The sequence below is a fragment of the Pseudonocardia petroleophila genome (assembly GCF_014235185.1).
In the GTDB taxonomy this organism is placed as follows: domain Bacteria; phylum Actinomycetota; class Actinomycetes; order Mycobacteriales; family Pseudonocardiaceae; genus Pseudonocardia; species Pseudonocardia petroleophila.
On the sequence record NZ_CP060131.1, the window covers coordinates 563,252 to 576,606 of the forward strand.

Consider the following 13,355-nt stretch of genomic DNA (forward strand, 5'->3'; position numbering starts at 1 on the left):
CGGTCGGGCTCCCCGCCCGAATCCTCCTCGTCCGCCCGCCGGACGCCCCGAGGGGCCCTCTTCCCCGAACGCCGGTCGACTACCGACGTCTCACCGGCCCGCCCGCACGGCCCGGACCGCCTCGTCCCGGAACCCGCGGGCGACGGGCTCCAGCGCCTCGAACGCCCCCGGCGGGGTACCCGGCAGCGCGCGGCCCGCGTCCCGGACCCGGCCGAGGATCGCCTCCGCGGCGGTGTCGGCCTCGGCGGTGAGCCGGGGCAGGTCGACGCCGGTGAGCACGCCGTCGCGCTTGACGACCCGGCCGTCGACCAGGACCGTGCGGACGTCCGCCGCCGTGGTCTGGAACAGCAGCGTGCCGTACGGGTCGATCCGCGGGTGCTGCTCGACCGACCCGCCGCCGACGAGCTGCAGGTCGGCCCGCTTGCCCGGGGTCAGCGAGCCGATCCGGTCGCCGAGCCCGAGCGCGTCGGCGGCGTTGACCGTGGTCCAGGCCAGTGCCTCCCGCGCGGTGGTGGTGACCTGCTCCGGCATGGCGCCCGCCCGGTTCGTCGCCTCCGTGGCCTCCCAGCGGGTGAGGCCCAGCCCGAACCGCATCTCGTGCCAGAGGTCGCCGGAGTTGAGCGAGATGACGTCGGCGGACAGGGTCGGGGCGAGCCCGTGCCGGCGGCAGCGCTCGAACACCGGGCGCCCCATCCCCATGTTGAGCTCGGTCTCCACCGAGATCGAGACCTTCCCGCCGCTGCGGGCGAGCGCCTCCCACTCGGCGTCGTCGAGGGCGTTGCAGTGCACGTGGACGATGTCCGGGCCCAGCAGGCCGTCCGCGTCGAGCTCCGCGATCCCGCCGGTCAGCACGCTGCCCCAGACGCACCCGGTGTGGTTGACGACCAGCGCACGGCGCTCCCGGGCCGCGGCCAGCTCGGCGACCGTCCGGTCCCACGGCAACCCGTACAGCTCGGAGAGGGAGACGCCGAGGGTGAGCAGGCCGTCGAAGGCGAAGTGGGTGTCGGCGATGCGGTGGAAGTCGGCCAGGCGCGCGGCGTGGTCGCCGAACCGGGTGGCCTCCGGGGAGCTCTCGAAGAACCCGTAGCAGAACGCGGCGCGGATCCCGGCGTCGCGCAGGCCGAGGACGGCGCCGTCGCTGTGGTCGGGGGTGTTGTTGCAGTGGGAGAAGTCGAGCAGCGTCGTCACCCCGGCGTTGAGCGCGTCGAGGGCGCCGAGGCGGTTGCCCAGCCGCACGTCGTCGGCGGTGTAGGCGGGGGAGATCGCGAGCCGGATGCCGAAGTAGTAGTCGCCCAGCGTCCAGTCCCCGCAGATGCCGCGGACCAGCGACTGCCAGGTGTGGCGGTGGGTGTCCACGAGCCCGGGCAGCACCAGGTGACCGCTCGCGTCGATCACCTCGGCGTCGGTGACCGGCAGCGACGGCGCCACGGCGGTGATCACCCCGTCCTCGACGAGGACGTCGCCGGAGGGGAGGTCGCCGAGGGCGGGGTCCATCGTCAGGACGTGCCCGCCGCGGATCAGGGTGCGTGTCATGCGCCCAGCGTGGCGACGCCGCGGCCGGGGAACATGGGCCGAAGAGGTTGCGATCGCGGGGGTCGGCCGTCGTAGCATCGCCCGCGAGGTGGTGGGACATGGACGTCCGTTCGCTCCGGTACGCGGTGACGCTCGCCGACACCCTCCACTTCGGACGGGCGGCGCAGGCGCACTGGATCGCGGCCCAGCCCTTCGGCCGCCGCATCCAGGCCCTCGAGCGCGAGCTGGGCACGCCGCTGTTCACCCGGACCAGCCGCCGGGTCGCGCTCACCCCGGAGGGCGAGCGCTTCCTGCCCCGGGCGCGCCACGTCCTGGCGCAGCTCGACGCGCTGCTCGCCCCGGCGGAGGGCCGCCGCGACGAGCCGGGCGTCCTGCGGATCGGGGTGCTCGGGTTCGGCCTGGCCGACCTGTGGCCCGACGTGCGCGAGCTCGTCGGCGCCCGGCTCCCGGACCTCACCCTGACGGCCGTCGAGCTCGCCTGGGACGACCAGTACGACGCCGTGCGCGGCGGCGAGGTCGACGTCGCGCTCGTCCACGACGTCGGCGGGGCGGACGACCTCGTCCTGGACCGGGCGCTGGAGATGGACCGCTACGCCGTCGTCCCGGTGGGGTCCGACCTCGCCGAGGCCGACCGCCTCACCGCCGCCGACGTCGACGGGCGGCGGTGGGTCTCCCCGGTCGGCGGCGTCCCCGGTCTGGCGGAGTGGGGCGACACCAGCGGCCGGCGCGGCAGCGTCGACGTCCGCTCGCCGTCCGGGATCCCGACCGCGGTGGCCACGAGCGGCTGGCTCGGCCTGCACGGGGAGCCGGCGCGCCGGTTCTTCCCCCACCCGGGGGTCCGGTACGTCCCGATGGAGGGACCGGGGGCGACGGTGTCGGTCGCCACCCGCCCCGGCGACCGGCGCGAGGCGGTGGCGGTGTTCCGGGCCGCCGCCCGGGCCGTCGCGGCGGTGGACCTCCCGGATCGCAACCGACCCGGGCCATGATCGACGGGGCCGCCCCGGGGCACACTGGACGGCCGACGACGAGGGGAGCCCGATGCGCTGGAGCAGCTACGCCGAGGCCGACGGCACCGTCCGCACTGCGGTGTGGGCGGGCGACCGCCTGCATCCCGCGCCAGCGGGCACCGCGCTGGTGGACCTGCTGGGCGACGACGGCACGCGGCTGCGCGCGGCCGCGGACGCCGCACTCACCGGCCCGGCCGTCGACCCGGCGACGGTGACGCTGCTGGCCCCGGTGCCGCGCCCGCCGTCGGTCCGCGACTTCATGGCCTTCGAGGAGCACGTGGTCACCGCGAGCGCCGCGATCGGGCTGACGGTCGACCCGCTGTGGTACCGGCAGCCCGTCTTCTACTTCACCAACCCCGCCGCCCTGCGCGGCCCGCACGAGCCGGTGGCGATCTCCCCCGGCAGCGCCGCGTTCGACTACGAGCTCGAGGTCGCGGCCGTCATCGGGCGGGAGGGCGCCGACCTGAGCCCCGAGGAGGCGGTCGGTCACATCGCCGGCTACCTGGTGTTCTGCGACTGGAGCGCCCGGGACCTGCAGGGCGAGGAGATGAAGCTCAACCTCGGCCCGGCGAAGGGCAAGGACTCGGCGTCGAGCTGCGGGCCGTGGATGCTCACCCCCGACGAGCTGCCCGCGTCCGCGGCGATGACCGCGTCGGTCAACGGGAAGCCGTACAGCGCCGGGCGGCTCGACGCCCTGCACTGGAGCTTCGGCGAGATGATCGCCTACGCCTCGCGCGGGACCCGCGTCCTGCCCGGGGACCTGATCGGCAGCGGCACCGTCGGCACCGGCTGCATCCTCGAGCTCGCCCGCGTCCACGGGGCCGACGCGTTCCCCTGGTTGCGCCCCGGCGACCGCGTCCGCCTCGAGGTCGACGGCCTCGGCGCGGTCGACGCCCCCATCACCGAGGGCGCCGCCGTGCGCCCGCTGCGGAAGGACCTCGCGTGAGCGCCCACACCCACGACATCACCGTCCCCGGCCCGCCGCGGCTGGAGGAGGTCTCGGACGGGATCTTCGCCTACGTCCAGCCGGACGGGACGTGGTGGATCAACAACACCGGCTTCGCGGTGGGCCCGCAGGGCGTGGTCGCCGTCGACTCGTGCTCCACCGAGCGCCGCACCCGCGCCTTCGTCGACACCATCGGTTCGGTGACCTCGGCGCCGGTCCGGACGCTGGTCAACACCCACCACCACGGCGACCACACCTGGGGCAACGCGCTGTTCGGCACCGCCACGATCGTCGCCCACGAGCGCGCCCGCGAGGAGATGATCGCGTTCGGGCCGCCGCGCGAGCTGCCCTTCTGGGACACCCCGCAGTGGGGCTCGCTGCCGCTCGACCCGCCGTTCCTGACCTTCGCCGACGGCGTGACGCTGCACGTCGGCGACCTGCGCGCCGAGGTCCGGCACGTCGGGACGGCCGCGCACACCACCAACGACTCGCTGGTGTGGTTCCCCGATCGGTCCACGCTGTTCTGCGGCGACCTGATCTTCCACGGCGGCACCCCGTTCCTGCTCATGGGCTCGGTCGTCGGCGCGATCGACGTCCTGGAGAACGTCGTGGCCCCGCTGGGCGCCGGCACGACGGTGCCCGGGCACGGCCCGGTCTTCCACGGCCGCGCCCCGCTCGACGCCACGCTGGACTACCTGCGCTTCGTGCTCGACCTGGCCGAGCGGGGCCGCGCCGCCGGCGTCGCCCCGCTGCAGGCCGCCCGCGACACCGACCTGGGGCGGTTCGCGGACTGGCCGGACGCCGAGCGGATCGTCGGCAACCTGCACCGCGCCTACGCCGAGCTCGACGGGGGCCCGCGCGGCACCCCCGTCGACGTCATGGCGGCACTCGGCGAGATGGTCGACTACAACGGCGGCAAGCCCCTGACCTGCCTCGCCTGACCCGCCCCGCGAAGGGGGGGACCGACGATCCGTGGCTGGGCGCGCGGCGCGACGGTAGGAACGGGGGACGGCGAGGAGAGGGCGGTAGCCATGATCGACCGGGCCGGGCTGGCGGTGTTCCTCCGGCGTCGCCGGGAGGCCCTGCAGCCGGAGGACGTCGGCCTCCCGCGCGGGCCGCGGCGCCGGACCAGCGGGCTGCGGCGGGAGGAGGTCGCCGCGCTGTGCCACATGTCGGCCGACTACTACTCCCGGCTCGAACGCGAACGCGGCCCCCAGCCGTCCACGCAGATGCTCGCCTCGATCGCCCAGGGGCTGCACCTGTCCCTGGACGAGCGCGACCACCTGTTCCGGCTCGCCGGGCACAGCCCCCCGCAGCGGGGAGCGGCCAGCGAGCACATCAGCCCCGGCCTGCTGCGCATCCTCGACCGGCTCGACGACACCCCCGCCGAGATCGTCACCGAGCTGGGCGAGACGCTGCGGCAGAGCCCGCTCGGCGTCGCGCTCACCGGGGACTCGACCCGGTACACCGGCCCGGCCCGCAGCCGCGGGTACCGGTGGTTCACCGACCCCGACACCCGCCGCCTGTACGCCCCCGAGGACCACCCGTTCCTGACCCGGATGTACGCCTCGGGCCTGCGCGGGCTCGTGACGCTGCGCGGCCCCGGCTCCCGGGCCGCCCACCTCGCGGAGCTGCTCGTCGAGCAGAGCGAGGAGTTCCGCACCGCCTGGGACGAGCACGAGATCGGCGTCCGCCCCCACGACGTGAAGCGGCTCGTGCACCCCGAGCTCGGCCTGCTGGAGCTGCACTGCCAGACGCTGCTCGACCCGGACCAGGCGCACCTGCTGTTCGTCTACACCGCGGTGCCCGGGTCGGAGAGCCACGACAAGCTGCGGCTGCTGTCCGTCATCGGGGCCCAGGCGTTCCCCTGACGCCCCGACCCGGGTCCGCCTCGGCGGGCGGCGGGGCGGTGTCGTGGCCCTGCCGGGCCGCGGCCGCCTGCGCCCGCCGCCCGATGGCGACGGTGACGGTGACCAGCCCCGCGATGACGAGGAGCGGGACGACGTTGTTGACCAGCACCATCGGCTCCGTGCCGAGGGTCAGGGTGAGCAGCGCGCGGATCGCCGCCTCGCCGAGCAGGGTCACGCCCCACATCAGCCCGATCGTCCGCTGGACCCGGCGGAACTGCGGGTGCCGCCACAACCCGTTCCACCACTGCCGCTGCACCGCCGAGCCGTCGGTGGCGAAGCGGCGGCCGAGGTAGAACGTCAGCGGCCGCCCGACCACGAGCGTCACCAGCATGACCACGCCGATCAGCCCCGTCGCGAGCGAGTCCTTGAGGAACACCGCACGGGCGTCGTCGGAGAAGAGGGCGGTGACGATCCCGATCACGATGCCGATCAGCACGAACACGCTGAACTCGTCGACGACCCGGTGCCGGGCCACCGTGTAGGCGATCTCCAGCACCGGCCACGCCCCGGAGACGAGCAGCGCGGTCACCTCGCCCGCCCCGAACACGCGGGTCAGCAGGACGTAGGTCGCGAACGGCAGCACGACGTTCACGATGATCGTCACGATCCAGTTCGCGAGGGCGGACTGGCCGCTGACGGGCTTCCCGGCATCAGGTGTGCTCATGATCGGCTCTTTCGTCGGCGGACCAGCGAGTTGTGCGTTACCGTATCCGGTCGTGAGCGGATCCGCACAACATGCGACGGCCTCCGGTCTCGTGTTCTTCGTCCTCGGCGCCGCCCGGGTCCCCCCGTCGCCGCCGCTGCCGGGGCCGGTGCTGGTCCGCATGCTGGGTGATCTCGGCGTGGCGGAGGGGGCCGCCCGCTCGACGGTCCTGCGGCTGCGCCGGGCCGGCTCGATCACCTCGGTCCGGATGGACCGGACGGTCGGCTACGCGCCCTCCGCGTCGGTGCTGTCCGGGCACCGCCGGCACGCGGCCGGGTCGGCCGCAGCCGAGTGGGACGGGGAGTTCCACACCCTGCTCGTCCAGGTGCCCGAGCGCCGCCGCGGGTTCCGCGACGCGCTGCGCCGCGCCGCCCACACCGCCGGCTACCGCGGTCTCGGCCCCGGCCTGCTCATCGCACCGACCGACCGCCGCGCCGAGCTCGCCCCCACGCTCGACCGGGCCCCGAAGGACGCCCAGGTCCTGCCCGGGCACCTGCGCCTGTCGGTCGAGGACAGCCGGACCGTGGCCGAGCGCCTGTGGGGGCTCGACCAGCTGGGCGCCCGCTACCGGGTCCTCGCCGACGCGGCGCACACCGCCGCCGCCCGCGCGCGCACCGACCCACCGACCGGCCCCGACGCCCTGCGCGCCCTCGCCGCTGCCACGCTCCCGATCTACGAGGCGATCCGCGACGATCCCGAGCTGCCGACGCAGCTCCTCGCCCCCGACTGGCCGCAGCACCGCGTGCGCGTGGCGCTCACCGAGGCCCTGCGCGCACTCGTGCCCGGCGTCGACGAGTACGTCGCGGCCCTGCGGGCCGGGACCGGGCGCACGCCCCCGCCGTGACGGCTCCGGTCGCGGCGGCCGTCGCCCCGCCGCCCGCTCCCGCGACCAGCTCGGCGTCGTCGCGCCGCACCGGGCCGGGCATGCCCGCGGTCGATCCCTCCGCGGCCCCCGGTCGTCACCTTCCGTCCGACGACCGTGCCGGCGTAGCGAAACCCGTCCCCCGGCCGACTCGACATACGGTGCCGGCCCGCAGCCCGGGCCGGCGGGACCCGGCGCAGCGCCGGGAGCGCGCCACGGGAGGAACCATGTCGGACCCGGTGACGGCGGCCGAGGGCGACCGGGGCCGGGGACCCCGGCCGGCTCGGGCCCTGCGCTTCGGCCCACCCGGTGCGGGTGAGCTCAACGGCGCGGTGGTGCGCGGCGGGGTCGGTGTCGCGGTGGGGCTCGCGGCACTGGTGCTCATCACGGTCAGCACGGCGGCGCTGCCGGTGGTGCTGGCCTGTGGTCTCGGCGCCCTCGGCGTCCACGACGTCGCCGACGTGCTGGCGCGCCGCGCAGCGACCGGGGGGCGGGGGGTCGCGCGGCTGCTGCGCGGGCTCGTCGGGGTGGCGCTCGCCGTGCTCCTGCTCGTCACCCCGCCGACCGCCCTCGGATCCCTGCTGGCCCTGGTCGGTGTCCTGCTGGTCCTGCGCGGGCTGGTCACGCTGGCGGCCGGGGTCCTCGGCAGGCGGGAGCGCCGCGCGGCGCGGCTGGTCGGTGGGGTGTCGGGCGCCGCCGTCGGGGTCGTGGCGGTGGTGACCCCGGCCTCCCTGGCGGAGGCCGTGCTGCTGATCGGGGCGCTGCTGCTGGTCGGGGTGGGTGCCGTGGTGCTCGGCCACGGCATCCGGGCCGCCCGAGCCGGCTCCGACGTGCGCGCGATGTCCGGGACGCTGATCAGCGACCTGGTCTGGGACCAGATCCGCGACGCCGACATCGGCGAGGATTCCCGGGCCGCGATCGCGGACACCCTGTACTTCGAGGCGCCCGAGCGGCGCGGCAAGCTCGCCGCGTGGTGGACCATGCTGCTGCTGAGCATCGCCATCGCGACGTTCGCGGTGCTGCAGGACTCCACCGCGGTGGTGATCGGGGCCATGCTCGTCGCCCCCCTCATGGTGCCGATCCTCGGGCTCGCCGGTTCGCTGGTGAACGGATGGACCCGCCGGGCCACCGCCTCGGGGCTCCTCGTCCTGGCCGGGGCCTGCGCAGCAGTCGCCTTCTCCCTCGTCCTGTCCACCTGGCTCCCGGCCGCGGTCGCGTTCGCGTTCGACAGCAACACCCAGGTTCTCGGCCGCGTCAGCCCGAACCTGCTCGACCTGCTGATCGCCGTCGCCGCCGGTGCGGCCGGCGCGTTCGCGACCGTGAACGCCCGCGTCGCCTCCGGGATCGCCGGTGTCTCGATCGCGGTGGCACTGGTCCCCCCGCTCGCCGTGGTCGGGATCGCCATCGGCGCCGCGGAGTTCGGCGACGCCCTGGGCGCGTTCCTGCTGTTCCTGACCAACTTCGTCGCGATCGTGCTGTCCGCGGCGGCCGTGTTCGTGCTGACCGGCTTCGCCCGCACGCACGCCGACCGGGCGCAGCGGCGACGCCTCACCGCGGCCGTGGCCCCGTTCGCCGCGCTCGCCCTCGTCGTACTGGTGCCGCTGGTCGTCACCTCCCAGGGGCTGCTGGTCACGTTCACCACCGAACGGACCGCCCACGACACCGTCGAGGACTGGCTGCGGACCCGGCCGGGCCTGCGGCTGGTCGACCTCGGCTACCGCGACGGCGTCGTCGAGATCGGGGTGACCGGCACCGGACCGCTCGGCGACGTCGCCGATCTGCAGCGCAGGATCTCCGCCGGGGTCGGCTACGGCATCCCGGTCGCCGTCGAGTTCACCCCCAGCACCCGTGTGCAGATCGACCCGACCAGCGGAGCCGGCACCTGACCGAGGGGGCGGACGCCCCTGCGTCCCCGGGCGCGCTGACGATCGGCCGGGACAGTGCCGGCAGCGGTGCGGGTCGCACCTGCGATGGGGTCGGTATTGATGACCTCAGCGGAGTGTTTCCGCTGGTGAGGAAGGGTGGAGCTGAGGGGATTCGAACCCCTGACCCCTTGACTGCCAGGTCGGCGGGTTCGCGATTCCCGCACGTCAATCACGCCACGCACGTTCCAGGCGGGCTCGAACGTGCAGGTGGCGATGCACGGTGTAGAGCAAGTGGTCCCCAAGTGGTCCCCACTGGGGATGTCGTCGTGGTCGCCGAGGACGTCGGAGTCGATGACGCTCAGCTGCAGGGCGACGTGTGGGTCGTCGTCGGTGTCGCGGTCGATGGGCCAGGTGACGGACTCGATCCCGGCCAAGGAACGCCCCCGTTCCGCGGTGACTACACGTTGACCACGGTCTGAGAATCGCAAGGCCGACATCTCTCGCTTCCCGAAGTCATGCTTCCTGTCGTCCCGCCTGTCTCCAGGTGAAACGCAACAGATATCGAGCACTCTCGATTTCGCAAACGTGACGCCCCACTGGTTCAAGGTCGCTGACTGGGCCCGACCCGGGAGGCCCAGAATTGCCGAGGGACTCCAGGCCACATGTTGATCAGCAAGTTCGGGCGGAACACGATCGATGACGAGCTCAACGTGCACGGAGCGATCGGAGTGCGCGCCAGATCACGCCGCACGGCCTCATGCAGCGGACCGCTGCTCACGGCGATCCGTGAAGCAGCGGCCCGGCGATCACGACCGCGACGACTACGACGCGATGAACCGTGCGCAGGAGTTCCATACGGCGTCGGCGTAGCGCTTCGCGCCGGCGCCCGCCCAGGGCGGCAGCGGCTGGCGGCGCAGCGCAGCGAGCGCCGTGCGGGTCCCGAGGGTGGTCACGAAGTACCAGGCCACCCCGACGGGTACCCCGATCCCGAGCACACACCGCCCGTAGTCGCCCCACGGGTGCCACCACGAAGCCCGAGCCGCCGGCGCCGCGGCGAGCGTGTGCACGGCGACGAGGTTCACGGCGGGCGACGCCTGCGGGGCCGGGGAGTCCACGATCCGCATCGTGGGTCCGTCGACGAGGCTCGTCGTCGCTGCGAGGCCAGACGGGGTGCCGCCGTCGACCGACAGGGCCGGCCCGACCGACGCTCCAGTGACGGCGACGGCAAGCGCCGCCGTCGCCAACCCGAACGCGTACCGCCGCTCGCGGCGGCGCACCAGGTGCGACGCGGGGGCGTCGGTGTCTGGGGCGCAGGTGAAGATGGTCATGGTCACTCCTCGGTCGTGTCCACGCCTCGCGGTCATCGAGGCCCGCTGAGCACACCCCCGGCCAGGGCGAGCGACCACCCCGCTGCGCAGCGGGGTGGACATCGCCGGCGATCGGCGATGGAGTTCGGGGATGACCCCGCTGGACATCTCGCACCCGCCGCCGACCCGATGGCTTGCGGTACACGAGGGCGAGGGGCCGGACCTCCGGATCACCGCCACCCGCCCGATGCCGGTCGGCACACGAGTCACCGTCGGCCGGGAGGGCGATGTCGCGATCGGGGTGAGGACACCCAATCGCGGCGTCTCCCGGATCGCGGTGGAGGTGACGGCGAGCCCGACCGGCTGGCGGATCGCGGTGCCGAACCGCAACGGCGCGGTAATGCACCCGTGGGGCGGGCCGTTGCAGGTCGCCTCCCCCGTCGACGGCATTGACTGGCCGCTGCTGGGGATCCGGTTACGACACACCAACACGTCCCAACACTGGATCCTGCTCAGCGCCGACGACCTGGCCATCACCCCCGCGGGTCCAGTCGCTGGCGACGAGTCGTCGGGAACCGATCTCGCCGGGCGCCCCAGCGACCTGTCCAAAGGCACGAGCCAGGCCATACGGGTCGTGTTCCACGAGCTGCTGAGCTGGCCGCCGCGGCACCCAGCGACGCCGCTGCAGCTCAAGCAGGCCGCCACCCGGCTCGGCATCGCTCCGCCCTCGGTGCGGGACCGATTGGCCGTGGCGTGGGACAAGGCCGCCGAGCTGGGCGTGAACGGCATCGAGCGGGACCTGACCGATCCCGGTTATCTCTACGCCCTCGTCCGCGCGGGCTACGTCCGGCCGCCCCGTGTCGCGCCCGGACTCGCCGGGCTGCGTTACATCTCGAGCGGTTCGCACGATTAACCAGCGACCAAGTGGTGATCACGAGTGGCAGGGGGGCGACGTGCGCGACCGCAGGCGGGCAGTGCCCGCAGTGCTCACCGCCGTCAGCATCGCCATCGTCGTCGCCTTGACGGCGCTCGCGGCGCCGGCAGCCCCGAGGATCGAGATCGCACAGTCGGGCCACTGGGTGGCCGACAAGACCCGGCGGACCGTGCTCCACATGCACGGCGAGCCACCGGCCGTGGACGCCCGCGTCACCGTGCCCGACGACGTCGCCCAGGGCTCGTTCATGACGCTGCAGGGCGCCACCGAAGGCTTCGTCATCGGTCGGGACGGGGCGTGGTCGTTCGACAAGGCGACGCTGGAGGCGGAGGCGACCACCCCGCTTCCCGGCACCGGCGAGAACCCGGTCGGGATCGAGGCCCCCGGCGGGCCCTACCTCGTGTACCGCACGCAGGGCACGATCGTCCGGCTCGGGCAGCCGCCGGTCGTCGTCGAAGCAGGGGGGCCGGTGAGCACGCCCGTGCGCACCGCCGACGGCACGGTCTGGGTGCACCGCGCTGACAACGGCGCGCTGTGCTCCGTCCGCCGGGACGCGCTGGAGATCGACTGCAGCGCCCGCGTCGCGCCGGGCACGGCCGGCGGGATCACAGTCGTGGGCGGGCGGGCGGTGTTCGTCGACACCGCAGGCGACGTCGCTCACCCGATCCGTCCAGGCGACCAGGGCGACGGTGCCCCTCTGGGCGCCGACCTGCCAGCAGATGCGCTCCTCCCCGACCAGTCCACGACATCACGGCTGCCGGTCGTGCTGCCCGGCACCACGACGCTGCGTCTGCTGGACTCGTCGGGATTCGCGGAGGGCCGGGCCGCCGATGCGCCCGTCGACGTCGCGCTGGGTCGAGGGACCTTCAGCTCCCCGCTCGTCAGCGGCGACATCGTCGCGCTCCTCGAACTCACCGCCAGCACGCTCAGCACGTTCGACGCCACCGGCCGCCGGATCGCGGACCTGCGCCTGCCACCGGGCACCGATCCCGGCGACGCCCGCCGCGGCGAGGACGGGCGGATCTACGTCGACCAGCCCGACGGGTCCCGCACGGACGTCGTCCAGGCCGACGGCACGATCTCCAGCCTGGATCTCGGGCTAGGTACCCGCGAGACCGTCGCCAGCGCCGCGCCGGCGGACCAGGTCAGGCCGGTCGCGCCGCCGCCACCGGGTGAGCTGATCGCACCGCCGATCGACCCGACGGCCGCCACCGCGTCCGCGCCGGGCGGGCCCGTGCTGCCGAACCCGGGCCCGGGCGGCGGGACGGGAACCGGTGCCGGACCGGGCGCCGGCCCGCCTGCGGAACCGGGTCCGCCTGCACCGCCGATCCAGGTTCTCGCGGCGCTCGAGGCCGCGGGCACGGTCACCGTGACCTGGGCCGACGGGGGCGGCGGGAACGTCGACCTGTTCACGGTCACCAGCAGCCGCGGCGACACCGCCCAGGTCAACGCGGGCCGGGCGGCCTTCCCCGCCCTGCTGGCCGGCGAGACCTACATCTTTACTGTCGTCGCGACCAACGAGTCGGGCACGAGCGCACCCTCCGCGCCCAGCAACCCCGTCACGATCCCACAGGCGCCCCAGCCGCTACCGCCCGATCCGCCCGCGAACCTCGCCGTGGCGTTCACGAAGACCGGCCCCGACAGCGGTACGGCGGCAGTCACCTGGACGACACCGAACCTCAACGGCGGGACGCTGGTCCGATACGAGGCGACGCCGCCGAGCACGCCCAGGTCCACAGTGGCCACGTCGGTACAGCTGAGCGCACCGGCGGACTTCGACTGCAGCGGGCCAGCCACGTTCCGGGTGCGCACAGTGGCCTCGGTCGGCGGGGTCGAGCAGACGAGCCCCTACAGCGAGACGACGCTCGCGACCGGCTGCCCCATCACGAGCAGCCGGATGTACCTCTCCCCGGCCTCGGCAACCCTCCGGGTCGGCGAGTCGATCACGTTGACGGCCATGCTCGCGATCGGCAGCAGACCGGTCAACGCCGCGCAGGCCGACTTCGCGTTCCCGACCGACGTGTTCCGGTGCGTGACGGCCGAGGCCGACCCCAGCTGGGACGTCTTCGCCGAAGCGGGGTGCTCGGGAGGTAGCGGCCGCATCGCCGTCGGCAAAATCCCACCGCCACGGACGGGCACGGTGGCCGTCGGCACCATCACCTTCACCGCGCTGGCCCCGGGCGCAACCACCGTCTCGCTGACGTCCGAGTCGATGGCGCTGGCCGACGACGGCAACGACGACACGGTCGGTTCGAGATCCGGTGGCACCTACACGGTCACGCAGTAGA

The 13,355-nt window shown here is 74.3% G+C and carries 12 protein-coding genes; 9 read left to right on the forward strand and 3 right to left on the reverse strand.

Annotation, left to right across the window (positions count from 1 at the left end; genetic code table 11):
* Positions 1-90: 90 nt before the first annotated feature.
* Positions 91-1,533, reverse strand: a complete 1,443-nt coding sequence (locus tag H6H00_RS02750) for an amidohydrolase family protein (protein ID WP_185719810.1) — start codon at positions 1,531-1,533, stop codon at positions 91-93.
* A 98-nt stretch (positions 1,534-1,631) separates the two neighbouring features.
* Here H6H00_RS02750 and H6H00_RS02755 point away from each other — a divergent pair, with 98 nt between their 5' ends.
* From H6H00_RS02755 to H6H00_RS02770, 4 genes are all read left to right on the forward strand, one after another.
* Entirely contained in the window at positions 1,632-2,519 is an 888-nt protein-coding gene (locus H6H00_RS02755) for a LysR family transcriptional regulator (RefSeq protein WP_185719811.1), read from the forward strand.
* A 52-nt stretch (positions 2,520-2,571) separates the two neighbouring features.
* Positions 2,572-3,486 carry a fumarylacetoacetate hydrolase family protein gene (locus H6H00_RS02760; RefSeq protein ID WP_185719812.1) on the forward strand — a complete coding sequence of 305 codons (915 nt, stop codon included), beginning with the start codon at positions 2,572-2,574 and terminating at the stop codon, positions 3,484-3,486.
* The gene (locus H6H00_RS02765) at positions 3,483-4,427 is read left to right on the forward strand and encodes an MBL fold metallo-hydrolase (RefSeq protein ID WP_185719813.1); all 945 of its coding nucleotides are present in this window, start codon (positions 3,483-3,485) and stop codon (positions 4,425-4,427) included. The genes H6H00_RS02760 and H6H00_RS02765 overlap by 4 nt, the downstream gene beginning before the upstream one ends.
* Positions 4,428-4,517: 90 nt before the next feature.
* Positions 4,518-5,357 (forward strand): helix-turn-helix transcriptional regulator, encoded by an 840-nt coding sequence (locus H6H00_RS02770; protein WP_185719814.1) that lies wholly within the window; start codon positions 4,518-4,520, stop codon positions 5,355-5,357.
* Here H6H00_RS02770 and H6H00_RS02775 read toward each other — a convergent pair.
* Positions 5,332-6,060 (reverse strand): VC0807 family protein, encoded by a 729-nt coding sequence (locus H6H00_RS02775; RefSeq protein WP_185719815.1) that lies wholly within the window; start codon positions 6,058-6,060, stop codon positions 5,332-5,334. The two genes, H6H00_RS02770 and H6H00_RS02775, sit on opposite strands and share 26 nt — an antisense overlap.
* A 52-nt stretch (positions 6,061-6,112) precedes the next feature.
* Between H6H00_RS02775 and H6H00_RS02780 the strand changes: the two genes are divergently transcribed.
* The 3 genes from H6H00_RS02780 (at position 6,113) to H6H00_RS02790 (ending at position 9,305) form a co-directional block, all read left to right on the forward strand.
* Positions 6,113-6,943 (forward strand): PaaX family transcriptional regulator C-terminal domain-containing protein, encoded by an 831-nt coding sequence (locus H6H00_RS02780; RefSeq protein WP_185719816.1) that lies wholly within the window; start codon positions 6,113-6,115, stop codon positions 6,941-6,943.
* 245 nt (positions 6,944-7,188) lie between these two features.
* The gene (locus H6H00_RS02785; protein ID WP_185719817.1) at positions 7,189-8,847 is read left to right on the forward strand and encodes a DUF389 domain-containing protein; all 1,659 of its coding nucleotides are present in this window, start codon (positions 7,189-7,191) and stop codon (positions 8,845-8,847) included.
* Between the two features lie 305 nt (positions 8,848-9,152).
* Positions 9,153-9,305, forward strand: coding sequence for a hypothetical protein (locus H6H00_RS02790; RefSeq protein ID WP_185719818.1), 153 nt, complete (start codon positions 9,153-9,155; stop codon positions 9,303-9,305).
* Positions 9,306-9,647: 342 nt separating this feature from the next.
* Here the strand turns inward: H6H00_RS02790 and H6H00_RS02795 are convergent, their stop codons facing one another.
* Entirely contained in the window at positions 9,648-10,154 is a 507-nt protein-coding gene (locus tag H6H00_RS02795) for a hypothetical protein (RefSeq protein WP_185719819.1), read from the reverse strand.
* Positions 10,155-10,284: 130 nt separating this feature from the next.
* Here H6H00_RS02795 and H6H00_RS02800 point away from each other — a divergent pair, with 130 nt between their 5' ends.
* Positions 10,285-11,046 carry a hypothetical protein gene (locus H6H00_RS02800; RefSeq protein ID WP_185719820.1) on the forward strand — a complete coding sequence of 254 codons (762 nt, stop codon included), beginning with the start codon at positions 10,285-10,287 and terminating at the stop codon, positions 11,044-11,046.
* A gap of 70 nt (positions 11,047-11,116) precedes the next feature.
* A complete protein-coding gene (locus H6H00_RS02805) occupies positions 11,117-13,354 on the forward strand; it encodes a fibronectin type III domain-containing protein (RefSeq protein ID WP_185719821.1) in 2,238 nt (745 codons plus the stop codon).
* Position 13,355 lies beyond the last annotated feature (1 nt).